Below are 24,124 nucleotides of genomic sequence, written 5' to 3'. Positions count from 1 at the left end.
CAATCGTATGCAAATAGGTGTGAACAAAGCTCTGTCATCTTCCACTTCCTGTCGGATGAAATTTGGAAGAATCGGTGAAGGTATCATGGAGAATCACTCACGAAAGCGGTTCCGCAAGTTGAAAAATAAAAAAGTCTAAAGGATGACAGATTAAGGTCGGTCATGCTTCTTGAACCGGATGGAATAAAGATAAATTCTTACTGCTTCCACCAATGTTAACAAGCATGTAAAAAAGAAACTGTTTCTTGCTAGAAAAGTAATTTAATGACAGGAAACATCAAATAAATTGTATCATGTAATCGCTATCGTATCTATTTAAACAGAGGAATTTTATTATTTTGTGACGAATTTGTGAATTTTTCAATGAGGCACTCATAAGCTTCGAATCCGAAGCTTCCCAGTACCGCGAAGAGGATCTCCACCTACCATCCTATCCAAGATGACCAAGAAATAATCGTAGATCTATAAAGCAGCCTCTGCCATCAAAAAAATACGCGCCCCCTTAGGGACACGTATTTATCTTATTCAAATTCGATGAGGAGATCTCCTACATGAATCGCATCGTTATTGGATACATAAACATCTTTGATTTTCCCGTCGAATGGAGCTTGAACCGTCGTTTCCATCTTCATGGCCTCGGTGATCATCAGATGATCCCCCTTCTTTACATCTTCTCCTTTGCTGGAAAGGACTTTGACGACTGTACCAGGCATACTCGCTCCTATATGTTTATTATTTGATTTATCGGCTCTCGGACGCTCATCAACAGCCGCCTTCACATTCTCATCACGTACAACGACTTCACGCGGCTGACCGTTCAGCTCAAAATAGATAACGCGGGTTCCGTCGATCTGGGGTTCTCCGACAGAAACGAGCTTGACGATCAATGTTTTTCCCTGTTCGATCTCTACTTCGATTTCCTCTCCGAGGCGCATTCCGTAGAAGAATGTCGGCGTATCAAGTACAGACATGTCTCCGTACTGTTCCGTGAATCCATGATAATCCATGAACACTTTCGGATAAAGTGCATAGCTGATCATATCGAAGCTGGTCACCGGACGGTCGAGTTTATGGAACAGCGTTTCTTTCAGATCCGTGAAATCTACCGGCTCCAGCAATTCTCCCGGGCGTACGGTAATCGGTTCCCGCCCTTTAAGAATAATACGCTGGAGCTCCTGCGGAAATCCACCGTACGGCTGTCCAAGATAGCCTTGGAACAACTCTACCACGCTGTCCGGAAAGTCAAGCGTGTCCCCTTTGTCATATACGTCATCCTCGTTTAAGTCATTTTGAACCATGTAAAGGGCCATGTCTCCGACCACTTTGGATGACGGTGTTACCTTGACGATATCACCGAACATGTCGTTTACACGACGGTACATCGTCTTCACTTCTTCCCATCTGTTCCCAAGCCCGACGGCTTTCGCCTGCTGCTGCAGGTTGCTGTACTGCCCCCCTGGCATCTCATGCTCATAAACTTCTGTATGTGGAGCCATCATACCGCTTTCAAAATCCTGGTAATACTTTCTGATATCTTCCCAGTACTTCCCGAGCTCTTCATAAGCTTTGATGTTGACATCAGGCTTCCTTTCGCTGCCTTCCAAAGCATAATAAAGGCTGTTCGCACTCGGTTGTGACGTTAATCCGGCCATCGATCCTGCGGCAACGTCTACTACATCAACACCCGCTTCTACCGCTCTGGCATAGGTAAATAAGCCGTTTCCGCTCGTGTCATGCGTGTGAAGATGGATCGGAATATCCACCGTCTCTTTGAGAGCTGTGATCAATTGATAAGCGGCTTCCGGCTTAAGCAGCCCTGCCATATCCTTGATTCCTAAAATGTGGGCACCAGCCTCTTCCAATTCCTTGGCAATCCGCTTATAGTAATTCAGATCGTACTTCGGACGGCTTTCGTCGAGAATGTCTCCTGTGTAACAGATGGCTGCTTCTGCTACTTTGCCGCTTTCACGAACCGCATCTATGGTCAGCTTCATTCCTTCCACCCAGTTCAAAGAGTCGAAAATACGGAATACATCGATTCCGGCATTTGCACTTTTCTCCACGAACTCACGGATGAGGTTGTCCGGATAATTTTTGTATCCGACCGCGTTGGATGAACGAAGGAGCATTTGGAACAATACGTTCGGTGCTTTTTGACGCAGCTTTAATAGACGCTCCCAAGGGTCTTCTTTGAGGAATCGATAAGATACATCAAAGGTGGCTCCTCCCCACATCTCCAAGGAGAATAAATCTGGAAGCAGGCGTGCAGTAGGCTCTGCGATGTTTTCAAGGTCTTTCGTTCTTACTCTTGTGGCAAGGAGCGACTGGTGAGCATCACGGAACGTCGTATCGGTGAGGAGCACATCCTTCCGTTCCTTCAGCCATTCAGCAAGTCCTTCCGGGCCGCGTTCATCAAGAATTTGCTTTGATCCCTCCGGCACAGGTTCGGAGTATTTGACTTCGGGAACCCTGGGCTTCTGAAATGGAGGTTTCTTCCGGTTGCCGTACCCTTCAAAACCGTTGATCGTCCGATCGGCAATATAGGAAAGCATCTTCGTACCACGGTCTTTCCGCTTAGGAAATACAAATAGTTCCGGTGAACGGTCGATGAAGGTGGTATCATATTCGCCTGACAGGAACTGCTTGTGCTGAACGACATTCTCAAGAAAAGGAATATTCGTTTTAATACCGCGGATCCGGAACTCTTTCAAATTACGGACCATCTTATTCGCTGCCTGATCGAAGCTCAGTGCCCATGTGGACAACTTCACAAGCAGGGAATCATAGTAAGGGGAAATGACGGAACCATGAAACGCATTCCCTGCATCGAGACGAACCCCGAAACCTCCTCCGGACCGGTAAGCCATGATCTTCCCTGTATCCGGCATGAAGTTGTTTAACGGATCCTCTGTCGTAACACGGGACTGGATCGCGTAACCGTGCGGTTTGATTTCATCCTGATGAGGAATGCTGACCCGGTCACTATGTAGTCCGTACCCTTCCGCTAAAAGAATTTGGGTCTGGACGATATCCACACCTGTAATCATTTCTGTGATCGTATGCTCTACCTGAACACGAGGGTTTACTTCTATAAAATAAAAGTCATCGCCGGTAACAAGGAACTCAACTGTTCCAGCATTGACATATTGGACATTGTCCATTAATTTAACCGCTGCAGCACAAATCCGCTCCCGGAGATCATCTGAAAGATTAACACTCGGAGCCACTTCCACCACCTTCTGGTGACGGCGCTGGACAGAGCAATCACGCTCGTATAAGTGGATGACGTTGCCTTCATGATCCCCCATGATCTGCACTTCGATGTGCTTCGGCTCTTCAATCAGCTTCTCTACATATACTTCATCACTTCCGAAGGCAGCCTTCGCTTCCGAGCGGGCACGGTCATAAGAATCTTCCAGGGTCTCTCTACTGCGGACGACCCGCATGCCCCGGCCGCCGCCGCCCATGGATGCCTTGATCATTAACGGATAGCCGTGTTTGTCACCAAAGGCTCGTATCTCATCCAAACCGCTTACAGGACCATCGCTCCCGGGAATGACGGGAATATCCGCTTGAACCGCCTGGTAACGGGCTTTCACCTTATCCCCGAACATGCTCAAATGTTGGCTGGTCGGGCCGATGAACGTAATTCCCTCTTCTTCACATCGACGGGCAAATTGAATGTTCTCTGATAGAAAGCCATAGCCCGGGTGGATGGCATCTACTCCAACACTTTTCGCGATTTCGATGATTCCTTCAATGTCCAGGTAAGCATCAATAGGCTTCTTACCTGCCCCGACAAGATAGGCTTCATCCGCCTTATACCGATGATAGGAGCCTGTATCCTCCTGAGAATAGACGGCGACCGTACGGATATTCAGTTCCGTACACGCGCGGAATACACGAATCGCGATCTCCCCACGGTTCGCTACAAGAACTTTGTTGATTTTTTTCACTTGTGCCATAGTCCCACTCTCCATTTCTATCATTTACTATGTCTGTTTCTAGATGTAATCTGCAATGGATGATCTTTCTGTTACTTTTACTACATAGGAACCTATTTTTCCTGCTTTTTTGACTTTTCCAATGGATGGCAGTTATCTGTGCGCTGTTTTTTAAAAACTAAAAAACTCAAACTACAACAAGTATTGTCGTAATTTGAGTTGATAATCAAGACTTTTGAGAAGCCTCGTGCAGTACATTCAATTGTTTTTCCAAATTATCCAACAGCTGTTTTCCCTCTTCATCACTAATCAGGTTCAGCCGGACCGCAAAGTGGATTTCCCTGGATAAACCGAACATCTGTGTATCTAAAACCTCTTCATAAAGTGGACACTGAGGCATTGTCAGATTGTCCATCTGTACTTTAATCAACTGTAGAATTTTATCAGCATCAGCTTTAAGAAGGGCATAGGCTTTCTCACGATGATCCACAGCCACATCAGACAACATCAAAATCCCCTCCCGAATACATGTCTTTCTTTTTAACATCTTATCGTTTACACGCAAAAAATGCAACATTGGAATCGCTTGGCATCGTCAAAAAATGGACAGGTCATAACGGTTGGAGAGGATCTCCAGCAGCTTCAGCCCGACGACGCTGTTTCCCTTCTCATCAAGGCTTGGTCCGTAAACCGCTATCCCTCCAAAATGATTTAAGGAAGCAAGCACCGATCCGGAAACACCACTCTTCGCAGGGATGCCCACTTTAATCGCAAAGGAACCCGAAGCATCGTACATCCCACACGTAACCATAAATGTTTTACATATTCTGGCCAGGTGTTTCGGAATAATCCGCCTTCCGGATTGAATATCCACCCCGCCGTTTGCAAGGAGGGCACCGATTCTTGCCAGCTGGCAGACATTGACCTCTATCGCACACTGCTTCGTGTATGCATCGAGTGTCTCTTCCACACTTCCCGTGACAATTCTATGCTGCTTCATATAGAAAAGGAGGGATCGGTTGAGAAAGGCTGTTTCAAATTCAGAGCCGGCAACTTCCTCATTGTACGTAATGGAGTGATCATCCGTCAGTTCATGCATGAAACTGAGCAGCCTCCCCACTTTCTCATCCGGTGTGTCTCCGTGAATCATATTTGTAACCGCAAGCGCTCCTGCATTAATCATTGGGTTAAGCGGTTTAGAAGGTATTTGCTCCAAACGGTAGATCGAGTGGAATGGATCCCCCGTCGGTTCCATTCCGACACGGTCAAAAACGTAGGATTCCCCGTTATCCATCAATGCAAGCGCAAGTGCAATCACTTTGGAAATACTCTGCAAAGTGAACCGGACCTCTGTTTTACCTGCTTCCACCGATTCTCCATTTACATAATGGATGGCAACTGCCAGATCTTCGGGGTCCTGGCGTGATAAGGCTGGGATATAGTTGGCTACTTGTCCGTCATAGGCATAGGGCCGGACATTATCCAGCCATCCGGATAATTCCTGTTCGGTAATATCTTTTTTCAATGAAAGGACCTCCCTGTAATGAAATCGAATTCATTTTTTGCTATGCTTTTTATGCATGAATTTTTTTACTATTCGAAAGGTGGCTTCGCCATGATTGTCCAAATAGCAGGAAATGTAAAATTCCCGATCACTCTGGATCCTACCGTATGGATCTTCGATGATCGGAAGATGACGTTCGACGAAATATTCGAACCGGATGAAGTACGGGCACAATCGGAAGAAGAAGACGAACTCAAACGCAAGTCCCTACGCTTTGACAGAGAAGTTTACCAACAGAAAATTAACCCACCGGTGAACAAGAGCTTGAACCGATATGAGAAACAGCGGATATTGACCGGTACGTTCCTTATGCCGATCCAGCCGTTCCTCGAGACGAGTGAGCCGGAAAAAGAAGTCACACAGGCCGCTTTACATACGGCTTCAGGAGAACACGTCGTCGATGCCGATGTTCTGAAGCACGCCTACCTGCTGTTCGCAGAGAATGGAAAGCCGCTCCAAGAAGAAGGGCCGGTCCATCTGTATTTCCAGGATGGTTCCAATCGATCCGAACCGATCAAAGGCATCAAAAAAATTGAATTGAAGTAAACAATTGGACAGCTGATACAGCTGTCCTTTTTGCATATTATCCACCATAAATCACAGGCTATAAATAAAAAAAGTGGTGTTTCCAGTGAAAAAACTTCTATTGACAACTGCGCTGCTGTTTACAGCCGCCTGTCAACAGCAATCCGGTGAAGAGTCGCTGCTTCAGGAACGACAGGGTGAGACGGAACTGAAATATGTGACGGACTCGGATCCGGTGGAAAGAAAGAACTTAACGAGCCAGCAGGCAGCCCGGCATTTGGCGAAAATTGCCGTAGAGGTTCCTGACGTCCATGATGCGACAGCGATCGTACTTGGTAACTATGTAGCCGTCGGCATTGATGTGGACAAGGATTTGGACCGCTCCCGCGTCGGGGTCATTAAATATTCCGTCGCTGAAGCGCTCAAGCATGATCCGTACGGCAAGCAGGCAGCCGTCATTGCCGATGCAGACGGGGTCGAACGCCTTCGAGGACTTGGCAGAAAGATTGCTGAAGGACATCCGGTCGAAGGTGTGACGGATGAACTGAGCCAGATTGTCGCCAGGTACATGCCCGAAGGTCCGATTAACGAAAAACCGCAAACAAATACAAACGAAGAAACGATACCAAAAGATAAAAAAGAGAATCTGGAAGATGTCCAAAAGAAACAGTCGAAGGATCATTAACAGAAAAACAGCTAAATCCGTAAAGGATTTAGCTGTTACTTCTTTCCAGGATCTCTCTTTCCTTCTCTGTTAGTTCGTTGTAGTATTGAACACCGAACTGAGAGCCTTCGGACACCATGTCCGCATTTTCCAAATGAGAGACTTCCGGCTTACCGGCTTCCTCAATCGGCATATCATCCTTGGAGGTGAACGTACCTTGAATGGATTTTGCCTTGTCTTTTACCTGCTTGCGGTTATCCTCATCTTTCAGGAAATAAGCAAGTGTTCCTCCTGCTACTGCTCCAACTGCGGTAAAAATCCAACGTTTCTTCATCCAACCACCCTTTCCTTGACTTCTTTTCTTACATTTCCCAACCACCTGTCCAATCAAACGTGGAATCTGCATCTATTTTAAATTGCCATCATATGTTAAACTATATGTAATCGTTTTGAAAGATAGAGGTGAAATAGATGCGTGTACAATGCGTGATATGCGACAAGATTGAAAAAATCGACAGTTATTGTTTACAGGCGAAGCGATTGAGAAACAGGCGGATTCACACGTACATGTGTCAATCATGCCACGATCGCATTGAAAAAAACACGAAAAAACGGCTCGCTTCCGGTTCTTTCCGCTTTCAAAAGGAGAGAAAGAAAGAGAAGCATTTAAGCTGAAGTAAACTATAGAACCGTAGAGCCCGGGTGTCTGCACCCGGGCTCTTTCCATATCAGGACGGCTCTCTCCCGGCTCTTTCCCTGCGTTCCCTGTGAAGACGAACACGGTAAACACCGAGAATAAGGGCTGCCACCATCAGACTTTCCGGAATCGGCAAGTTCAACCCTAACAGAAGAGTCAGTATGAAGGTACCGATGACGAGCACCCCGTATACGACAATCGTCTTCAATACAGGCAGTTTTCTTGCGAATCCAAGCTTGAAAGTCGCGATCGCCAGCAACACGACGGTCAAATATAATAATAAAAACGAACGAAACAACATTCCCACTTCTGTTTCATCATTCAAATTGACTTCACTTCCCAGCCCCCGGAAGAAGAAATCCGCTACCGGCCACAGATCGGCGGGGACCGGTAATGTAGACATGTCCCTCATGAAGTCCCTCCTCCACTAGTTCGGCTCCTTACTTTCCCATCATACTAAATTTATCCAGGATAAGCTACCCATGACAGCATTTTCATTATTTAGACAAATCCTATATAATAGAGAGGAATTGAGGTGAGTCTTTGTGAAGAATTTTCAATGGAGCAACGGCTTTTTAGCCCTGCTTGTCATCTTGTCCTTTGTCGCTGTCGGGTTTGCCTTAGGCCAGCAGGTCTTCTGGCTTGCGGGTGCCTTTTTCCTGCTCGGCTTCGCGATCATGAGCGTCGGCCTGCGAAGAAAACGTAAACTACAGCAGGAACACGCATAAAAAAAGAGCGGTCTCGAATCCGAGGCCGCTCTTTTTACTTTTATTTCAAAAGGACATATCCTTCAAGAATTTCTTCATGAATGTTCGCTCTTGATGCAAGGACAGTCGTTTTATTTAACAAATCAAGAGGTGACCCGTCCGCTTTCGTTACGGTCCCTCCCACTTCATTAACGAGGATGGCACCGGCAGCGTAATCCCAAGGCATAAGAGACATCGTCAAATAACCGTCCATAATTCCCTCCGCCATGAATGCGAATTCCAAAGCAGCAGAGCCGTAAGACCTTGTGCTCCGCAATTTCTTAACAAGGTTCTCCATCCCTTTATGTTCCACGTAGGGATTCTCAGGTAGGAGCCACGTCGTATTTAAGGCCAGGATCGACTGGTTTAATGGTCGTTCCCCGCTCAATTGTGGGAGACGGGTTTCGTTCTTATACGACCCTTCCCCACGCTTTGCTGCATACAAAGTATCTTCCATCACGTTATAGATCAAGCCTATTTCACCGGTACCTTCTGAATAGATTCCGATGGAAATAGCAAAATTCCTTTTCTGGTGAACGAAATTCATCGTACCGTCAATCGGGTCGACGATCCATACCGTTCCGGACAAATCTTTGATATCATCTCCGAAGCCTTCTTCTCCGAAAAGCAGGTGGTCCGGATAGGTTTCTTTTATTTTCTCCGCAAAAAATTTCTCCGTCTGTTGGTCCATTTCGGTTACCAGGTCATTCGGGTTTGATTTCGTTTCGATGGATCTAGGTGAATCGATTCCAGCCCGGATGTTTTCGCCTGCTTCATAGATCCATGCCTTCGCATGATCATAAATCTTATTCTTCATCTGTTGATCCATATCATCGTACCCCTTCTCTAAGTGTCACCCTCCATCCTATCAAAATTTGACAGGAAATGCATCAAATAGGCTCTCCCCTAATGCCGCCGGGAGTCCTTGTCCTCCTTCCAAACAAAAAAAAGCGAGCAACGGAAATCGCCGCTCGGTCTATATGGACCATTCAATCAGTTGTCTACGAAGTTCAGAGAGACGTTTTTTCGTCTTCTTCATCTGCTCTTGATCTCCCGCAAGAATCGCATCATGTAAGGAGACCAGTTCGTAATCAATTTCCATACGGATCACCGGGAGCTTCTCTTCTGCTTCTCGCTTACGCAACGCTTCCATGACATGTTTCATTGCCAAACCCCTCCCTTTCAAATCCTTACTATATATATATGTGACATTTGCGACAGAAGTTTCAGTTAGATTACTTATATGTAACCCATTTTTACAACGTTCAAACCAGACGAACACATCGCTTAGTAAAGCGGATGTGTTGTGGTAAAATAAGACCGAACTAACCGGAGGTGTTAATAGAATGAGTACGTTCCACGGATTCACCCAGGAAGATTTCGACGTCTTTTCCATTCCAGGACTTGAAAATAGAATGGAGGCATTGCGGGGCAGGATTTCCCCGAAACTGGAAGCGATTGCTACAGACCTTGCCCCTGATGTGACTGCTATGACTGGTGACGAGATGTTCGTTCACGTTGCGAAGCATGCCCGCCGGAAAACGAACCCGCCGAACGATACGTGGGCAGCCCTTGCATCCAACAAACGCGGCTATAAAAAACTGCCGCATTTTCAAATCGGCTTGTGGGAAACCCACGTGTTCATCTGGTTCGCCGTCATCTACGAGAGCCCGATTAAAGAGGACTTCGGAAGAAAGCTCGAGCATAGTAAAGCAGCTATCTTAAAGGAAATACCGGATGATTTCGTATGGTCGATCGATCATACGAAACCGGATGCCATCCCTCACAGCGAGGTCGATGAGGAGAAGTTCTTAAGCATGACAGAGCGGCTTCAGTCTGTGAAGAAAGCGGAGATTCTCTGCGGCCGTCATTTGGAACGGGGGGACTTGCGCTTGAAGGACGGGGAAGCTTTCCTCGAATTGTGCAGAGAGACGTTCCAAACGCTTGAACCACTCTACCAGGCAACGAAACAGTTGGCCTGAAGAATTCAATGAGCAGTTATAGAAATAAGGAAAGGGCGCCCCATTGGGGCGCCCTTTCCTTTACATCTTCACTTTATCTTCCGGATGCTTGGAACGCGCTTCCTTCACCGTCCGGTAACAGGAATAGCCGGATTCTTTCTCAAATTTGCCGCAAAGCGTCTTCTCTTCACTTTTCGAAGGGACGATCTGTTTGAATCTCGTATAAGCAAGGAGCAATTCCTCCTGCTTCACCCCGTTCTCGTATGCTTTCTCAACTAAACTGTAAAAATTGACAACATCGATGATTTCCTCCTTGGACCAGTGAACTTCATCGATTGGATACGTATAACTCATAAAACAATCCTCCTTATTTACGGACAGAAGCGGGTACGGATATCAGCCGCTTCCTTAAGCATGCGGTCAAAAAGTTCTTCGACTGTCGGTACATCGCTGATTCGGCCGGCCACCTGACCCGCCCAGCCGAATCCTGCACTTTCTTTTCCTTCATGAATAAAAGCGCGGTTCGCTTCGTTCCCGATGAACGTCTTCAAACCGTCATACCCCGCTCCTTCTGCCTCCAATTCCAGAATACGTGCTGTCCACTCATTTTTCAATGCCCTCGCAGGTGCTTGAAGACTTCGTTTAACAATGGTCGTTGACGTTTCGTCAGCCTCCACAAGCGCCTGCTGATAAGAAGTATGGGCGAGGGTGCATTCTTTTGTTGCGATGAAGCGCGTCCCCATTTCTATGCCTTCTGCACCAAGGGAAAGAGCGGCCATTAATCCACGTCCGTCGCCGATCCCGCCTGATGCAATAACCGGGATCTTGACAGAGTCCACCACCTGCGGGGTCAGGACCATCGTTCCGACGTCATCACGCCCAAGATGCCCTCCCCCTTCCTGACCCACCACCATCACCGCGTCGGCGCCCAGCTGTTCTGCTTTGACCGCCTGCCTGCGGGACGCCACAAGCACAAGGGTCTTCACCCCATGTTTTTGAACCATTTCAAGGACAGGCTTAGGATTACCCCCTGTGACCGATACGACTGGGACGCCTTCATCGATTGCCGCCTGCACCATCGCTTCGTACGGCCTGCCGTGCTGACCGATAGCGAAGTTGACACCGAACGGCCGTGCCGTCTTCTCCCTCATACGCCCGATCTCCTCTTTCAATACCTCCGGACTTTCCATGCTCATCGCTGTCAATTGTCCAAGACCGCCTGCCTCGGAAACTGCTGATGCAAGTTCTGAATAAGCCAGGTGTGCAAGCCCCCCCTGAATAATCGGATATGTAATGCCAAGCATTTCGGTAACACGTGTCGACCATCTCACATCCATCCGCTCCTTTCCTTCCCATTTTATCATGGTTGGAAAAAAGGATACATAAAACACTAGCCAGTTATCCCCCTCCTCTGCTATAATTCATTTGCTTTTCTATTTGTAAAGAGGTGTAGCTTTTACTATGAACCAACACGAGACGCCCCTGTTCACAGGGCTCAAGAAACATAGAGATAAAAAACCGACACCGTTCCACATTCCCGGTCATAAGAACGGAAAAGGAATGGACGAAGAATTCCGGGCATTTATTGGAGAGAATGCGCTGTCCATAGATATGATCAACATTGAACCTCTGGATGATCTACATCATCCGCAGGGCATGATTAAAGAGGCACAGGACCTTGCAGCAGAAGCGTTCGGTGCAGACTATACATTCTTCTCTGTCCAGGGGACCTCCGGTGCGATCATGACGATGATCATGAGCGTGTGCCAGCCTGGAGATAAAATCATCGTCCCACGGAATGTCCATAAATCCATTACGACTGCTGTCATCCTTTCCGGTGCACGGCCGATTTTCGTACACCCGGAACTGGATGAACGCTTCGGTATATCCCACGGGGTCACTCCGGAGGCCGTGCAGAAAGCCATCGAAGCCCACCCCGATGCTAAAGGTGTGCTCGTAATTAATCCTACGTATTTCGGTGTCACGGCGGATCTGAAGCAGATAGTAGAGATCGCTCACGGGTATGACATTCCCGTCCTTGTCGATGAAGCACACGGGGTCCATATCCACTTCCATGAGCGTCTGCCACTGTCTGCGATGCAGGCAGGTGCAGACCTCGCTGCAACCAGCGTCCATAAGCTCGGTGGATCGCTTACGCAAAGCTCCGTATTGAACCTTCGGGAAGGCCTTGTATCACATGAACGGGTTCAGACGATCCTTTCGATGCTCCATACGACATCAACTTCCTATATCCTGCTCGCTTCCTTAGATACAGCACGGAGACATCTAGCTGTCAACGGACGTAAGCTGATGGAAGAAACGCTCCGCCTGGCAGACGAAACAAGAACGAGGCTCAACGATATTCCATCCATTTACTGTCCTGGAGAGGAGATCCTCACGAGTCATGCCACAGTGGACTACGATCCTACGAAGCTGATCATATCCGTTAAGAAACTTGGTATGTCGGGTTACGACGTGGAAGTATGGCTGCGGGAACACTACGCGATCGAAGTCGAACTCTCCGATCTTTACAATATTTTGTGTATCATCACCCCGGGCGACCGGGAAGAGGATGTCGACAAATTGATCGACGCCCTCTGTCAATTGGCTGAGGAGCGTTCCTCTGCCGTCGAAGTGGCAAACGCTAAGGTGAAGGTGCCGGATATACCTGTACTTGCGATATCGCCGCGGGAAGCTTTTTACTCCACAACGGAGACCATGCCTTTGAAAGAGGCTGTCGGACGAATCAGTGCCGAATTCGTTATGGTGTACCCTCCAGGCATTCCGATTTTCATCCCTGGTGAGATCATTACCAAAGAGAACGTCGATTACATTCACGAGAATATGGAAGCGGGTCTCCCTGTACAGGGTCCTGAGGATGACACGTTGGAAACCATCCACGTTATCAGGGAACAGAAAGCATTTCAATAAAAAAAAGAACCAAGCCGCCTTTTCCGGCGCTTGGTTCTTTTTTATTTTATCCCCTATTGTTCTTTCGGTTTATTGCAAGTTGGACATGTGCTGTAAAGAGTAGCCACCTTCTCATTATCGTAATGCTCGATTACCTTCTGACAGTCTTGACAAATGATTGTACCCATCTACATCCACTCCCTTTATTTGTAATCGTTTTCAATGTAAGTTCATTTTAATATGGCACAAACGAAAAATCAAGCCCAAAAGTATAACTTTTTAATAAATGTGTTATACTAATTTTCTCCTTCCTACAATATATGTGATACGGAAAAGATTTAGACAAAAAAAGACCATCCGGAGATGGTCTTCAGCCTGTACATTATGTGGTTCGTTCTCTCTTAAGGCGTTTGAATTAGTGCAGGATCGAGGAGCTCATAGCCCTCTTCCCGGAGACCATCGACGATATCACCGAGCGCTTGATATGTCCATTCCCTGTCGTGCATAAGCAGGTTGGCCCCGTCATTCAAATATTCGGAATGGACCATGATGTCAGCAAGAGCTTCCGGATTCTGATACTGCTTCTCCCAATCGTAGCCGTAGGTCCAATTCATAACAAGCATTCCTTCTTCTTCCGCCAAACGCTTGGAGAAATCAGTGTTGGAGCCGAAAGGTGCACGGAAGAACTTCGGCCGTTCGCCTGTTATTTCTTCCACGGTATCACTGACGCTCACAATTTCTTCCCTCTGCTGTTCTTCTGTCAGGTCCTTCAAGTTGGCATGTGTTGCCGTATGGTTCCCAATGGCAAAGCCCATTTCATAAATTTCCTTTAATTTCTGCTTCCCTTCTTCCGAATCGATGAAGTGTCCATTCACAAGAAAAATGGCCGGTGCGCCTTTCTCTTTCAGCAGCCGGGCCATTTCAACCGCATGTTTATCGGGAGAGTCGTCAAAGGTCAGCAGAGCAACTTTCGGATTGGCATCCCCGATCGGCTGAAACGACCAGTTTCCCGTAAGTTCGTACTGAGGCGCTGTATCGGCCGTCGCTTCTTCCGCTTCCTCTTTGGTTTCTGAATCCTCCTTGTCGGCTTCATCTTCGGATGTCTGCCCGGAATCATCAGACGTCTGTACATTTTCTTCTGCTTTCTGGTCTTTCTCCTGTCCTTCCTGTCCATTCGTTTCGGAACATGCAGCAAGCATGATCAGCAGGATGAAGAGGAATAGGGACCACTTCTTCATAGTAAACCCTCCACTGTTATGTATTTCCACATATTCCATTATATCCGACAAATCTACATTTTTTCTATGTTTTTTAGGTAATTTGTTATATAATGTTTTGATGTGGTCTTTCATTAAATATCTATTTTTCATTTTTTATTGAATGGGTGATGGAAATGCTTCAAGCAATCAAGCGATTCAAACTTCTCGGAAGCCGTACATTGAAGACGGGTATATCTGTCTTTCTGACTGCATTGATTTGCGGTTTTTTTAATTTACCCATTATTTTTGCTGTCATAACCGCAATTGTCACGATCGAGCATACGGCAGCCGACTCGATCAAGAAGGCGGCAGTGCGTTTCCCCGCCTCTGCAATCGGAGCTCTGCTTGCTACGGCTTTCTACGGACTTTTCGGAAAAGGTGCCCTTACGTTTGCGCTGGTTGCGATGGCGACTATTGCTGTCTGTCACAAACTGAAGCTCGATGCCGGCATTCTTGTCGCCACCATTACGGCGACAGCCATGATTCCGGACTTTCAGGACCATTATTTTGTTTCATTCTTCACAAGATTGGGTACTACATCCATTGGGATCATTGTTTCGACATTTGTGAACTTTTTTCTGCTGCCGCCCAATTATTCCCCAATGATTTACAAAAACATCAATGGCCTTTATAACCAAGCCGGCCTTCTCCTGAAACGAATAATTTATGATATTACGGCAGAATCTAAAGAGAAAACACGGAATAACCAGCGGTCTTACCGGCAGCTGACCGCTCATCTGGAGAAAACTCTGCAGCTGTCAAGTTATCAGCGGGAAGAATGGAAGTATCACCGTCACACGAATGAAGAAATGGTCGCTTTTCAACTTTCCCAAAGGAAGCTCGCAGCCTTCCAGCAAATCGTCTATCATCTGGGGAATCTGCAGTATGTTCAGACGAAGGGATCCGATTTCTCGGAATCTGAGAAGGAACTTCTGCATTCTTTGACGGATCATTATGTCCGGGTATTACTGGACCCGACCCATTCCATCCAGGAAGAGCAGTTTCAAAACGTCGCCCATTTGGACCGCTTATTCTGGAAATGGAAAGAAGACCACGTCATCAAGAAAACCACATACCGACACCACCTCCCACCACAGACAATCCTGCTTTATGAAATGCTGTGCTTCCATGATGTTTTGGAAGAACTGCAGGACTTATCTGCAAAACAGATGGCCTTGGTGGAGAAGTGCTACTTAAGAGATTGATCGTACAAAACTGTACAAAGGGGAATGTGCACAAACAAATCCATTAGGAGGGAACTTAGACATGAATCAAGTAACTAAAGTATTTTACATTTCCGTCGTCATTGCGTTCTTATTCATCATCTGGGGAACGATTCCAGAATCAACGCTGCCGACATGGAACCTTGCTAACATTACATCAAATGTCCAAGGATTTCTTACAGAAAAATTCGGATGGTTTTACCTGCTGTCCGCTACAGGATTTTTGATTTTCGCCATTTATTTAATCTTCTCTAAATATGGTAATTTGAAATTGGGTAAACCGGATGAAGAACCGGAATATTCTTATCTCACATGGTTCGCTATGCTTTTCAGTGCCGGTATGGGTATCGGCCTCGTATTCTGGGGTGCAGCGGAACCACTTTCCCACCTGCATACACCAGCAGGCGTAGAACAGGAGCCGATGAGTGAGGATGCCGCGCAGTCCGCGCTGAAATATTCCTTCTTCCACTGGGGACTCCACCCTTGGGCCATCTATGCCGTCCTTGCACTGGCACTGGCATTCTTCAAATTCCGTAAAGACGCTCCCGGCGTCATCAGCGCTGCCCTGACACCGATCCTTGGTGAGAAACGCGTCAAAGGCCCGATCGGAACGTTGGTCGATGTCATCGCTGTATTCGCAACGATCTTCGGTGTTGCAACATCACTCGGTCTTGGAGCACTGCAGATATCCAGTGGTCTCGCGTACACATTTGACGGCTTAAGCGATACGTTCGCTCTTCAGTTGACAATCATCGCTATTGTTACCGTCTTGTTCATGACATCTGCCATGACAGGTTTGAACAAAGGGATCAAGTACTTGAGTAACACGAACATCGTGCTTGCAATTGTACTTATGCTCTTCCTGCTGTTCGCCGGTCCGACGAACTTCATCATGGACTTCTTCACAACGACACTCGGAAGATATGTCCGTGACCTTCCGCAGATGAGCTTCCGCATGACGCCGTTCTCCCAAGATAATACGTGGGTACAGGACTGGACGATCTTCTACTGGGCTTGGTGGATCTCCTGGGCTCCATTTGTAGGTACATTCATTGCCCGTGTATCCAGAGGACGTACCATCCGCGAATTCGTTCTCGGTGTCCTGCTCGTCCCTACGATCTTCGGAGCTCTTTGGTTCTCCGTATTTGGTGGATCTGCGATCTTCCTTGAGTTCTTCCAAGGAGTAGACATTCAATCCGATGTAAGCGAACTTGGTACAGAAGTCGCGCTGTTCTCTATGCTGCAGCATATTCCGCTTGGTTCAGTCATGGCAATTATCGGACTGCTGTTGATCAGCACGTTCTTCATCACGTCTGCCGACTCTGCGACCTTCGTTCTCGGTATGCAGACGACCAACGGAAGCCTGAACCCTAAGAACCAGGTGAAGTTCACTTGGGGTATCATTCAGGCCGGTGCAGCCGCTGTACTTCTTTGGCAGGGTGGATTGAGTTCCCTGCAGACAGCAGCAATAATCGCCGCCTTCCCGTTTACATTCATCATGATTTTGATCTGCTTCTCCCTCTTCAAAGCATTCCAGGAAGAAGGCAAAAAGGTCAATTTGCGTAAGAAATAAAGATATCCTCCCCCTCGGTCCCGTGGATCGAGGGGGTTTTATTTTACACATTGTTATCATAAAGCGACATAAGGCTTTCATTTCCGTAACAAAACGATAACAGTTCCAACTATCCCCTAGTCCTTTGTTACACTTAGGATGGAACGAAGCTAAGGGAGTGGCGGAGGATGAACAAGTACCTGATCATGACGTTTTTTGCTGTCCTGTTGTTAGCCGGTTGCATACCGAAAACAGAAGATGTCCAGGTTCTGAAGGCATCACCTCTCGATTATGAGTTGTACCTCTACACAGACAGCGATGAGCAGGAAGCAGCAAAAAATTATATGAGCGCCCTGCTTGATTGGAAAGTCAAACAACAGGATACAGAAGAGCTGGAATTTAAACAGCAGGAGATGAATTCGGATAACCTTCGTCTGACGAAAGAAGATCTCCCTGCCCTTGTTGTTAAGAAAGAAGGAAAGACCGTTAAGACGATAAAAGGTGATAACCGGCATATTGATATTCTTACAGCATTGGAAGATTCCATCAACATGACCGGTTCCTATACAGAAAAACCTTCCTGATGGACAGGAAGGAAAAAGATCCGGCCTCTACAGAGACCGGATCTTTTCATATTCGATTCTTTTCTTCCTATTCAACGAGGATGAGTGCGGAAACTCTACATGCAACAACCAATTAAAATTCCGTTTTCACTACACCTTCCCCAGACATATAGTCCTCTCCCACATGACGCTTATTCTCTTTATCGTAGATGATCCACTGCTTCTCCTGCTCATCATACGTCAGAACAACGACAGTGGCATCGAATGACTCTCTCATCTCTGTATCAATATATTCATAAACTTCCCTGGATTCCTCGTGAAACTCGACAGGAACTCTTAATAAGTCCACGCCTCCCTGTCCTTGTTCATAACTTGCATTCTCTATGTCTATCCGCGTTCCAAGGGCTTTTCCTTCAAAGTAATTTTCCTCATCAAAATCTTGGATTTGGACGATGTAGTCCTTTTCCAATGGATCACTGATATTAGTAAGTATCTCCACATCTTGTTCTTTCTTGGCCTTTACTTCCTCCTCAGCGAACCGGTTGATGGCAGAAACTACTGCCTTTTTCATCGCATCGCCTACCACAGGATCGGGAGTCAGATCATACCCTTCCAACTTAGCGAAACCTTTTCCCACATCGGTGTATTCATCCTCCCCGACCACAAACGATTTACTTGTCGCCTCTCCCCACGGGAACTCCTTGAATCCTTGAACCGTCATTCCTTCTCCAATGGGACCAACGGCAAGCGTCTCGTTAATTGTTTGCTCCGTGTCTTTTCCTTCTACTTTCACTTTAGTTTCCGGTGTCTGAGACGTGACAGTAACCTTCTCTCCTGTCAAATCCATTTGAACCGCCTGCGAATAATCCCCTTGTTCAAACAACGTCACTTCTTTGTCTTCGGAAACCTTTGTATATTCATATTGTTTAGAGCCATGAATCGTATAAACTCCGGGTCCGAACGTACCAAGCCGCTTCGTTTCCTTGTTTGACATATCGATCTCGGCATCCTTGAAAGTAATCTCAGCATCTTCAGGAGCCTGCAGATCCAGATGAAACCCAGCCGCCTTTATCGCATACGCAGCTCCAAAAAGCCCCTCTTCCTTCTTCATATAAAATCCACCGTTAGCCAACTCGTTTGCACCGGCTGAAACCGATGTATCGCCTTTCGATTGGTACGCAGCTGCCTGCCTGTTTAATACTTCCATTTGATCAGACCAATCATCTTCATTTTGCTTAAAATATGTAATCATACTTTCTGCGTCTTCTGTACTCCACTCGATGTCATCTTCGAGCTCGACCATGTCGAACAGGCGATCTGAATCTTCCGCCTGGACCGCTTCCTTAAAATCCGTCAACACGTCAGAAGGGGACGGCTTGCTCATTTGAATGACGACAAAGACAAGAACCGCCAGTACCGGTAAAGCAACGAATATCATTTTTTTCTTCATTCTATCTCTCCTATCCCTTGTGATACGAGATACAATTTAACATATTCTTCTATATCGCACAATATATTCTTAATAAAGAAAGCATAATGAAAAGCAGAGAATAGAATTCTCTGCTCATCCGGTTCCTATCATAATTATATTGTCATCCGGGTCTTGTATAGTAAAAAAAGAAAGATCATAAAAGACGGTAATGTCACTGATCTCTCCAAGCTTTCGGTTCTTCACGAATTCCGCAGCGGATAGGATATCATCCGTATGGAAGTTGAACAGGGGCAATCCGCTTTGCTTTTCCTTATCAAACTACCTTCCCGTATCCAGAGTCAGGCCGGTGTGATGGTCAAGCGGGATGTTTTGCACGGGGGGAGACACAGCATCTAACGGAGTGGATAGGCCATACCACCTGCTGGATGCCTTTAAATCCGTGACAGGTACGAGCACCGTATGAATCACAGGACGAATAGGGCTGTTCACCTATGACACCTCTTTTCCCTTTTCTACATACTGTTCTATAGGGACGGGGTATCTCCTTCTTTTCCTGGTATCAAAAAGAAGACATGCCGAACTCGTTCTGAAGAAGCAGCTTCTTCTCTTCCTCCTCGATCCCGGTTCTTTCTCTGCCGAAACGGGTTGTTTGTATCAAGGTATTTCCGGAAATAGTCAGTCTGCCGTCAGCTGAAGCAATCGTAGCGATATCCTTACCTGTGAAAGGAGAAGAAGGGGAGGTCTGGTTATACTCGCAGGCCTTATGGAAATCGTCTAATTTTCTTCCTCTGGACAAAAAACGGTACAGCGTCTGCCACTCCTCTGAGTCATTTTTCTTTCTCTGCAGATAGAATGCTTTCCCGCACTTATCGACGCGGTAATCCCCGCTCACGTCTCTTGAAACCTCCCCGCTCAGGCGAAGCGGCCTCCTCGTAGAATCTCCGAATCCAACATCAACCAAATACTCCGATCCATCCAGGCACACGATGATAGCGGCATGGCTGTCCTCTAGAGCCCAATCCCCATCCGGCTGCTTCACTGTGGCACTGATCAACCGCGCTTCATACCCCGCCTTTCCGAGCAGCCAATGAAATAGACCATTCAGTTCATAACAAAATCCTCCCCTTCTGCGGAGAACAACTTTATCATAAAAGGATGGTATATGCAGTTCAATTGGAACTTGACGGATGACATCCAAGTTCTCGAAAGGGACATGAAGCATATGTTGATCCTGAAGTCTGCTCAGGAAGGACAAAGAGGGTGCCTCCAACCTGTTTACATGAATACGCTTTAAATAACGCTCTACTTCCATCTTCCTGCTCTCCTCTCTATATAAGAGAAAAAGGCAAAAGCTCCGAAGAGCTTTTGCCTTTTTTAAAATAATTACATGATGTGGATTGGGTTACCCAAAGCTACTTCAGCAGCTTCCATCGTGATCTCACCTAGAGTTGGGTGAGCGTGGATTGTAAGAGCCAAATCTTCCGCCGTCATGCCTGCTTCTACAGCAAGGCCAAGTTCAGCGATCATGTCACTAGCGTTTGGACCTGCAATTTGAGCACCGATAACGAGACCATCATCTTTACGAGTAACCAGTTTCAAGAAACCGTCACTGTCGTTAAGAGAAAGAGCACGTCCGTTTGCTGCAAACGGGAATTTAGCTGCTTTTACTTCGTAACCAGCATCTTTCGCTTCTTGTTCTGTGTAACCAACAGAAGCAAGTTCTGGATCAGAGAATACAACAGCTGGAATTCCAAGATAGTCGATTTCAGACTTCTCACCAGCAATTGCTTCCGCAGCGATCTTACCTTCGTAAGAGGCTTTGTGAGCAAGTGGAGGACCAGGAACGATATCACCGATAGCGTAGACGTTGTCAATGCTCGTACGGCACTGTTTATCCACTTCGATAACACCTTTGTCGCTCATTTTCACGCCAAGGTCTTCCAAGCCGATTTCGTCTGTGTTCGGACGACGACCAACGGTAACAAGTACGTAGTCAGCGTCGATGGATTTCGTTTCGCCTTTAACTTCGTAAGTAATGGTAACGCCGTCTTCACGCTCTTCCACACCTTGTGCAAGGGCGTTCGTTTCGATAGCGACGCCTTTTTTCTTCAGACGTTTCTTAACGACAGAAGTCATTTGCTTCTCGAAGCCGCCAAGGATATCGCCTGTACCTTCAAGGATCGTCACTTCTGTATCGAAGTTAGCGTAAGCCGTACCAAGCTCTGTACCGATGTATCCACCACCGATAACGACCAGTTTCTTAGGAATCTCTTTAAGGTTAAGAGCACCTGTAGAATCCAGGACGCGATCAGAGTATTTGAAAGTAGGAAGCTCGATTGGACGAGAACCTGTCGCGATGATTACGTTGTTGAACGTGTAAGTTTGAGAATTTTTCTCATCCATAACGCGAACCGTGTTTTTATCCACGAAGTAAACTTCACCTTTTACGATGTCTACTTTGTTTCCTTTAAGAAGCCCTTCGACACCGCTGGTAAGTTTGTTAACGACACTGCCCTTCCACTCTTGTACTTTTGTGAAATCAACAGTCGGGTTCTCCGATTTGATACCCATGTCTTCGGATCCTTTTGCATGCTCATAACGGTGACCCGCTTGAATCAATGCTTTGGAAGGTACACATCCAACGTTAAGGCAGACACCGCCGAGGTTGCCTTTGTCAACGATTGTAACTTTTTGTCCTGTTTGTGCAGCGCGGATGGCAGCTACATAGCCGCCGGGACCCGCACCAACTACTAACGTGTCTAGTTCAATTGGGAAATCTCCTACTACCATACTTTACGCCTCCATCATAATTAGTTGTGGATCGTTCAGTAAACGCTTGACGTTGTTCATTGCGTTTTGAGCTGTAGCACCATCGATGATACGGTGGTCGAAGCTCAAGGAAATCGCAAGGACAGGAGCGACTACTACTTCACCATCGCGGACGATCGGTTTGTCAGCGATACGGCCGATACCTAGGATCGCTACTTCTGGGTGGTTGATTACCGGAGTAAACCATTGACCACCAGCAGAACCGATGTTCGTGATTGTAGTGGAAGCACCTTTCATTTCTTGTGCTGAAAGTTTACCGTCACGAGCTTTTACAGCAAGTTCATTGATTTCGCTGGAGATAGAGAAGACAGACTTACGATCTGCGTCTTTAACGACTGGAACCATAAGGCCTTTATCTGTATCTGCCGCGATACCAATATTATAGTAGTGTTTCTGAATAATTTCATCTGTGCTGTCGTCAATAGACGTGTTCAGTACAGGGAATTTCTTCAGTGTGGAAACAAGAGCCTTCACAACATAAGGAAGATATGTCAGCTTGATTTCCTGTTCAGCAGCAACTGCTTTGAATTTCTTACGGTGGGCAACAAGTTCTGTTACGTCCACTTCGTCCATCAACGTTACGTGAGGAGCCGTATGCTTGGAATTAACCATAGCTTTGGAGATCGCTTTACGGATACCGCTCATCTTCTCACGTGTTTCCGGATATGCTTCGCCCGCAGCTGGTACGGCCTGTTCGGAAGAAGTAGAAGCAGATGCCTCTTCTTTCTCTTCTGCAGGTGCTTCAGAAGCAGCCGGCTGTCCGCCGTTCAAGAAGCTTTCGATGTCTTCTTTCACGATGCGTCCGTTTTTGCCGGAGCCCTGTACTTTACGGATATCCACATCGTTGTCGCGAGCGAATTTACGTACAGAAGGCATGGCTACGACGCGCTTGTCTTCATCTACATCGCTCTCTTCAGATGTTTGAGGCTCTTCGGATTTCGCTTCCTCTTTAGGAGCTTCTTCCTTCGCTTCTTCTTTAGGTGCTTCTGAGGAGCCTGTATCTTCAGAACCGTCATCAATCGTGATGATGACCGTACCTACAGTTGTTACTTCTCCTTCATCCACGTGAAGCTCTTTAACAGTTCCATCTACTTGAGAAGGAATCTCTACAACGGCTTTGTCGTTTTGTACTTCACAAAGCACGTCATCTTCTTTTACTTCGTCGCCAGGCTTGACGAACCACTTTGCAATTTCACCTTCGTGGATACCTTCACCGATATCAGGTAGCTTAAATTCAAATGCCACGGTTGTTCCCTCCTATAAGTTAGAGATGATTAAAAGTTCATAACATCGTTGACTTTTTCAACGATTGTGTTGTGGTTAGGCAACCATACTTCTTCCGCTTGAGTGAATGCATATACTGTATCCGGTGCAGCTACACGCAGAACAGGAGCTTCCAAGTGAAGAATGGCTTTTTCTTGAATTTCAGAAACGACGTTCGCTGCAATACCAGCTTGTTTCTGAGCTTCTTGAACGACTACCGCACGGTTTGTCTTCTTAACAGATTCAAGGATCGTTTCGTAGTCAACCGGGCTTACAGTACGAAGGTCGATAACTTCTGCACTGATTCCGTCTTTCTCAAGTTCTTCCGCTGCTTTAAGGGAAGAGTGTACCATTGCGCCGTAAGCGACCAATGTTACGTCTGTACCTTCGCGCTTCACTGCAGCTTTATCAAGTTCTACCGTGTACTCTTCTTCCGGAACTTCTTCACGGAAAGAGCGGTAAAGCTTCATGTGCTCAAGGAAGATAACAGGATCGTTATTGCGGATGGAAGAGATCAATAGACCTTTCGCATCGTAAGGGTTGGATGGAATAACTACACGAAGTCCAGGCTGTTGTGCCATAAGGCCTTCCAGGCTGTCTGCGTGAAGTTCTGGTGTGTGTACACCACCACCGAAAGGAGAACGGACCGTAATCGGCATTGGACGTGTACCACCGGAACGGTAACGGTAACGTGCCATTTGACCGCTGATTGCATCCATTACTTCGTATACGAAACCGAAGAATTGGATTTCAGGTACCGGACGGAAACCAGTCAGGGCAAGCCCGATGGACATACCGCCGATTCCGGATTCAGCAAGAGGCGTATCGAATACGCGGTCTTCGCCGAATTCACTTTGAAGACCTTCTGTCGCACGGAATACACCGCCGTTTTGACCGACGTCTTCACCGAAAATCAGCACGTTTTCATCATTTTTAAGTTCTGTGCGCATCGCATCTGTGATGGCTTGAATCATAGTCATTTGTGCCATGGT

General features: G+C 46.8%; 26 protein-coding genes. 10 read left to right on the top strand and 16 right to left on the bottom strand.

Features of this window, described 5'->3' with window-relative positions; translation table 11 throughout:
- Positions 1 to 521 precede the first annotated feature (521 nt).
- The 3 genes from pyc to glsA form a co-directional block, all read right to left on the bottom strand.
- A complete protein-coding gene (gene pyc, locus AXG56_RS03700) occupies positions 522 to 3,965 on the bottom strand; it encodes a pyruvate carboxylase (RefSeq protein ID WP_026577525.1) in 3,444 nt (1,147 codons plus the stop codon).
- A gap of 205 nt (positions 3,966 to 4,170) precedes the next feature.
- The gene (locus tag AXG56_RS03695; RefSeq protein ID WP_008639110.1) at positions 4,171 to 4,452 is read right to left on the bottom strand and encodes a YlaN family protein; all 282 of its coding nucleotides are present in this window, start codon (positions 4,450 to 4,452) and stop codon (positions 4,171 to 4,173) included.
- 87 nt (positions 4,453 to 4,539) lie between these two features.
- Entirely contained in the window at positions 4,540 to 5,469 is a 930-nt protein-coding gene (glsA, locus tag AXG56_RS03690) for a glutaminase A (protein ID WP_008639108.1), read from the bottom strand.
- Between the two features lie 90 nt (positions 5,470 to 5,559).
- On the opposite strand from glsA, the gene AXG56_RS03685 reads away from it, so the two are divergent.
- Entirely contained in the window at positions 5,560 to 6,054 is a 495-nt protein-coding gene (locus AXG56_RS03685) for a hypothetical protein (protein ID WP_008639106.1), read from the top strand.
- Positions 6,055 to 6,139: 85 nt separating this feature from the next.
- Positions 6,140 to 6,718: a YhcN/YlaJ family sporulation lipoprotein gene (locus tag AXG56_RS03680; RefSeq protein WP_008639104.1), complete on the top strand. Its 579-nt coding sequence runs from the start codon at positions 6,140 to 6,142 to the stop codon at positions 6,716 to 6,718.
- 28 nt (positions 6,719 to 6,746) lie between these two features.
- Here the strand turns inward: AXG56_RS03680 and AXG56_RS03675 are convergent, their stop codons facing one another.
- Positions 6,747 to 7,031 (bottom strand): hypothetical protein, encoded by a 285-nt coding sequence (locus AXG56_RS03675; RefSeq protein ID WP_008639103.1) that lies wholly within the window; start codon positions 7,029 to 7,031, stop codon positions 6,747 to 6,749.
- A gap of 137 nt (positions 7,032 to 7,168) precedes the next feature.
- Here AXG56_RS03675 and AXG56_RS19085 point away from each other — a divergent pair, with 137 nt between their 5' ends.
- Positions 7,169 to 7,372, top strand: coding sequence for a YlaI family protein (locus AXG56_RS19085; RefSeq protein ID WP_008639102.1), 204 nt, complete (start codon positions 7,169 to 7,171; stop codon positions 7,370 to 7,372).
- 53 nt (positions 7,373 to 7,425) lie between these two features.
- Here AXG56_RS19085 and AXG56_RS03670 read toward each other — a convergent pair whose 3' ends face one another.
- On the bottom strand, positions 7,426 to 7,806 hold the full coding sequence (locus AXG56_RS03670; RefSeq protein ID WP_008639101.1) for a YlaH-like family protein: 381 nt from the start codon (positions 7,804 to 7,806) through the stop codon (positions 7,426 to 7,428).
- A 133-nt stretch (positions 7,807 to 7,939) separates the two neighbouring features.
- On the opposite strand from AXG56_RS03670, the gene AXG56_RS03665 reads away from it, so the two are divergent.
- The gene (locus tag AXG56_RS03665) at positions 7,940 to 8,122 is read left to right on the top strand and encodes a DUF5325 family protein (protein WP_008639100.1); all 183 of its coding nucleotides are present in this window, start codon (positions 7,940 to 7,942) and stop codon (positions 8,120 to 8,122) included.
- 40 nt (positions 8,123 to 8,162) lie between these two features.
- Here AXG56_RS03665 and AXG56_RS03660 read toward each other — a convergent pair whose 3' ends face one another.
- Complete coding sequence (locus tag AXG56_RS03660; protein ID WP_008639099.1) at positions 8,163 to 8,969, bottom strand: inositol monophosphatase family protein; 807 nt, start codon at positions 8,967 to 8,969, stop codon at positions 8,163 to 8,165.
- Positions 8,970 to 9,116: 147 nt separating this feature from the next.
- Entirely contained in the window at positions 9,117 to 9,305 is a 189-nt protein-coding gene (locus AXG56_RS03655; protein ID WP_008639098.1) for a hypothetical protein, read from the bottom strand.
- Positions 9,306 to 9,486: 181 nt separating this feature from the next.
- On the opposite strand from AXG56_RS03655, the gene AXG56_RS03650 reads away from it, so the two are divergent.
- Positions 9,487 to 10,122, top strand: a complete 636-nt coding sequence (locus AXG56_RS03650; RefSeq protein ID WP_008639095.1) for a YktB family protein — start codon at positions 9,487 to 9,489, stop codon at positions 10,120 to 10,122.
- A 60-nt stretch (positions 10,123 to 10,182) separates the two neighbouring features.
- Here the strand turns inward: AXG56_RS03650 and AXG56_RS03645 are convergent, their stop codons facing one another.
- On the bottom strand, positions 10,183 to 10,455 hold the full coding sequence (locus tag AXG56_RS03645; protein WP_008639092.1) for a UPF0223 family protein: 273 nt from the start codon (positions 10,453 to 10,455) through the stop codon (positions 10,183 to 10,185).
- A 17-nt stretch (positions 10,456 to 10,472) separates the two neighbouring features.
- Positions 10,473 to 11,438 (bottom strand): NAD(P)H-dependent flavin oxidoreductase, encoded by a 966-nt coding sequence (locus AXG56_RS03640; RefSeq protein WP_369815261.1) that lies wholly within the window; start codon positions 11,436 to 11,438, stop codon positions 10,473 to 10,475.
- A 124-nt stretch (positions 11,439 to 11,562) separates the two neighbouring features.
- On the opposite strand from AXG56_RS03640, the gene AXG56_RS03635 reads away from it, so the two are divergent.
- Complete coding sequence (locus AXG56_RS03635) at positions 11,563 to 13,032, top strand: aminotransferase class I/II-fold pyridoxal phosphate-dependent enzyme (protein ID WP_008639089.1); 1,470 nt, start codon at positions 11,563 to 11,565, stop codon at positions 13,030 to 13,032.
- 53 nt (positions 13,033 to 13,085) lie between these two features.
- On the opposite strand, the gene AXG56_RS19080 is transcribed toward AXG56_RS03635, so the two are convergent.
- Both AXG56_RS19080 and AXG56_RS03630 read right to left on the bottom strand, forming a co-directional pair.
- Entirely contained in the window at positions 13,086 to 13,199 is a 114-nt protein-coding gene (locus AXG56_RS19080) for a GapA-binding peptide SR1P (RefSeq protein WP_008639088.1), read from the bottom strand.
- A gap of 213 nt (positions 13,200 to 13,412) precedes the next feature.
- Positions 13,413 to 14,249 (bottom strand): polysaccharide deacetylase family protein, encoded by an 837-nt coding sequence (locus tag AXG56_RS03630; RefSeq protein ID WP_008639087.1) that lies wholly within the window; start codon positions 14,247 to 14,249, stop codon positions 13,413 to 13,415.
- Between the two features lie 155 nt (positions 14,250 to 14,404).
- Between AXG56_RS03630 and AXG56_RS03625 the strand changes: the two genes are divergently transcribed.
- From AXG56_RS03625 to AXG56_RS03615, 3 genes are all read left to right on the top strand, one after another.
- On the top strand, positions 14,405 to 15,475 hold the full coding sequence (locus AXG56_RS03625) for an aromatic acid exporter family protein (protein WP_026577527.1): 1,071 nt from the start codon (positions 14,405 to 14,407) through the stop codon (positions 15,473 to 15,475).
- Between the two features lie 61 nt (positions 15,476 to 15,536).
- Complete coding sequence (locus AXG56_RS03620) at positions 15,537 to 17,066, top strand: BCCT family transporter (protein WP_008639085.1); 1,530 nt, start codon at positions 15,537 to 15,539, stop codon at positions 17,064 to 17,066.
- Between the two features lie 167 nt (positions 17,067 to 17,233).
- Positions 17,234 to 17,629 carry a hypothetical protein gene (locus tag AXG56_RS03615; protein ID WP_026577528.1) on the top strand — a complete coding sequence of 132 codons (396 nt, stop codon included), beginning with the start codon at positions 17,234 to 17,236 and terminating at the stop codon, positions 17,627 to 17,629.
- Positions 17,630 to 17,741: 112 nt separating this feature from the next.
- On the opposite strand, the gene AXG56_RS03610 is transcribed toward AXG56_RS03615, so the two are convergent.
- Positions 17,742 to 19,058 carry a hypothetical protein gene (locus AXG56_RS03610; protein WP_062513312.1) on the bottom strand — a complete coding sequence of 439 codons (1,317 nt, stop codon included), beginning with the start codon at positions 19,056 to 19,058 and terminating at the stop codon, positions 17,742 to 17,744.
- 255 nt (positions 19,059 to 19,313) lie between these two features.
- Here AXG56_RS03610 and AXG56_RS19825 point away from each other — a divergent pair, with 255 nt between their 5' ends.
- Complete coding sequence (locus AXG56_RS19825; RefSeq protein ID WP_255358485.1) at positions 19,314 to 19,436, top strand: hypothetical protein; 123 nt, start codon at positions 19,314 to 19,316, stop codon at positions 19,434 to 19,436.
- Positions 19,437 to 19,599: 163 nt separating this feature from the next.
- Here AXG56_RS19825 and AXG56_RS03605 read toward each other — a convergent pair whose 3' ends face one another.
- The 4 genes from AXG56_RS03605 to AXG56_RS03590 form a co-directional block, all read right to left on the bottom strand.
- Positions 19,600 to 20,352 (bottom strand): arylamine N-acetyltransferase, encoded by a 753-nt coding sequence (locus AXG56_RS03605; RefSeq protein ID WP_008639080.1) that lies wholly within the window; start codon positions 20,350 to 20,352, stop codon positions 19,600 to 19,602.
- A 71-nt stretch (positions 20,353 to 20,423) separates the two neighbouring features.
- Positions 20,424 to 21,830: a dihydrolipoyl dehydrogenase gene (lpdA, locus tag AXG56_RS03600; RefSeq protein WP_008639079.1), complete on the bottom strand. Its 1,407-nt coding sequence runs from the start codon at positions 21,828 to 21,830 to the stop codon at positions 20,424 to 20,426.
- A gap of 3 nt (positions 21,831 to 21,833) precedes the next feature.
- Positions 21,834 to 23,114, bottom strand: coding sequence for a dihydrolipoamide acetyltransferase family protein (locus AXG56_RS03595; protein ID WP_008639078.1), 1,281 nt, complete (start codon positions 23,112 to 23,114; stop codon positions 21,834 to 21,836).
- A 29-nt stretch (positions 23,115 to 23,143) separates the two neighbouring features.
- Positions 23,144 to 24,121, bottom strand: a complete 978-nt coding sequence (locus AXG56_RS03590) for an alpha-ketoacid dehydrogenase subunit beta (protein WP_008639076.1) — start codon at positions 24,119 to 24,121, stop codon at positions 23,144 to 23,146.
- Positions 24,122 to 24,124 lie beyond the last annotated feature (3 nt).

It is taken from the genome of Halobacillus sp. KGW1 (genome assembly GCF_001592845.1).
Classification (GTDB): Bacteria; Bacillota; Bacilli; order Bacillales; family Halobacillaceae; genus Halobacillus.
Note: the sequence above shows the minus strand (reverse complement) of the source record. Positions and strands in the feature narration are given on the sequence as shown.

What these genes read in the sequence shown, in the direction of transcription:
- AXG56_RS19080 (WP_008639088.1), bottom strand. Translation starts at nt 13,199, where the DNA reads ATGGGTACAATCATTTGTCAAGACTGTCAGAAGGTAATCGAGCATTAC.
- AXG56_RS03655 (WP_008639098.1), bottom strand. Translation starts at nt 9,305, where the DNA reads ATGAAACATGTCATGGAAGCGTTGCGTAAGCGAGAAGCAGAAGAGAAG.
- AXG56_RS03685 (WP_008639106.1), top strand. Translation starts at nt 5,560, where the DNA reads ATGATTGTCCAAATAGCAGGAAATGTAAAATTCCCGATCACTCTGGAT.
- AXG56_RS03615 (WP_026577528.1), top strand. Translation starts at nt 17,234, where the DNA reads ATGAACAAGTACCTGATCATGACGTTTTTTGCTGTCCTGTTGTTAGCC.
- AXG56_RS03630 (WP_008639087.1), bottom strand. Translation starts at nt 14,249, where the DNA reads ATGAAGAAGTGGTCCCTATTCCTCTTCATCCTGCTGATCATGCTTGCT.
- AXG56_RS03625 (WP_026577527.1), top strand. Translation starts at nt 14,405, where the DNA reads ATGCTTCAAGCAATCAAGCGATTCAAACTTCTCGGAAGCCGTACATTG.
- AXG56_RS03675 (WP_008639103.1), bottom strand. Translation starts at nt 7,031, where the DNA reads ATGAAGAAACGTTGGATTTTTACCGCAGTTGGAGCAGTAGCAGGAGGA.
- lpdA (WP_008639079.1), bottom strand. Translation starts at nt 21,830, where the DNA reads ATGGTAGTAGGAGATTTCCCAATTGAACTAGACACGTTAGTAGTTGGT.
- AXG56_RS19825 (WP_255358485.1), top strand. Translation starts at nt 19,314, where the DNA reads ATGGAAGTTGAACAGGGGCAATCCGCTTTGCTTTTCCTTATCAAACTA.
- AXG56_RS03670 (WP_008639101.1), bottom strand. Translation starts at nt 7,806, where the DNA reads ATGAGGGACATGTCTACATTACCGGTCCCCGCCGATCTGTGGCCGGTA.
- AXG56_RS03620 (WP_008639085.1), top strand. Translation starts at nt 15,537, where the DNA reads ATGAATCAAGTAACTAAAGTATTTTACATTTCCGTCGTCATTGCGTTC.
- AXG56_RS03610 (WP_062513312.1), bottom strand. Translation starts at nt 19,058, where the DNA reads ATGAAGAAAAAAATGATATTCGTTGCTTTACCGGTACTGGCGGTTCTT.
- AXG56_RS03695 (WP_008639110.1), bottom strand. Translation starts at nt 4,452, where the DNA reads ATGTTGTCTGATGTGGCTGTGGATCATCGTGAGAAAGCCTATGCCCTT.
- AXG56_RS03605 (WP_008639080.1), bottom strand. Translation starts at nt 20,352, where the DNA reads ATGGAAGTAGAGCGTTATTTAAAGCGTATTCATGTAAACAGGTTGGAG.
- AXG56_RS19085 (WP_008639102.1), top strand. Translation starts at nt 7,169, where the DNA reads ATGCGTGTACAATGCGTGATATGCGACAAGATTGAAAAAATCGACAGT.
- AXG56_RS03590 (WP_008639076.1), bottom strand. Translation starts at nt 24,121, where the DNA reads ATGGCACAAATGACTATGATTCAAGCCATCACAGATGCGATGCGCACA.
- AXG56_RS03645 (WP_008639092.1), bottom strand. Translation starts at nt 10,455, where the DNA reads ATGAGTTATACGTATCCAATCGATGAAGTTCACTGGTCCAAGGAGGAA.
- pyc (WP_026577525.1), bottom strand. Translation starts at nt 3,965, where the DNA reads ATGGCACAAGTGAAAAAAATCAACAAAGTTCTTGTAGCGAACCGTGGG.
- AXG56_RS03635 (WP_008639089.1), top strand. Translation starts at nt 11,563, where the DNA reads ATGAACCAACACGAGACGCCCCTGTTCACAGGGCTCAAGAAACATAGA.
- AXG56_RS03660 (WP_008639099.1), bottom strand. Translation starts at nt 8,969, where the DNA reads ATGGATCAACAGATGAAGAATAAGATTTATGATCATGCGAAGGCATGG.
- AXG56_RS03640 (WP_369815261.1), bottom strand. Translation starts at nt 11,438, where the DNA reads ATGGATGTGAGATGGTCGACACGTGTTACCGAAATGCTTGGCATTACA.
- AXG56_RS03650 (WP_008639095.1), top strand. Translation starts at nt 9,487, where the DNA reads ATGAGTACGTTCCACGGATTCACCCAGGAAGATTTCGACGTCTTTTCC.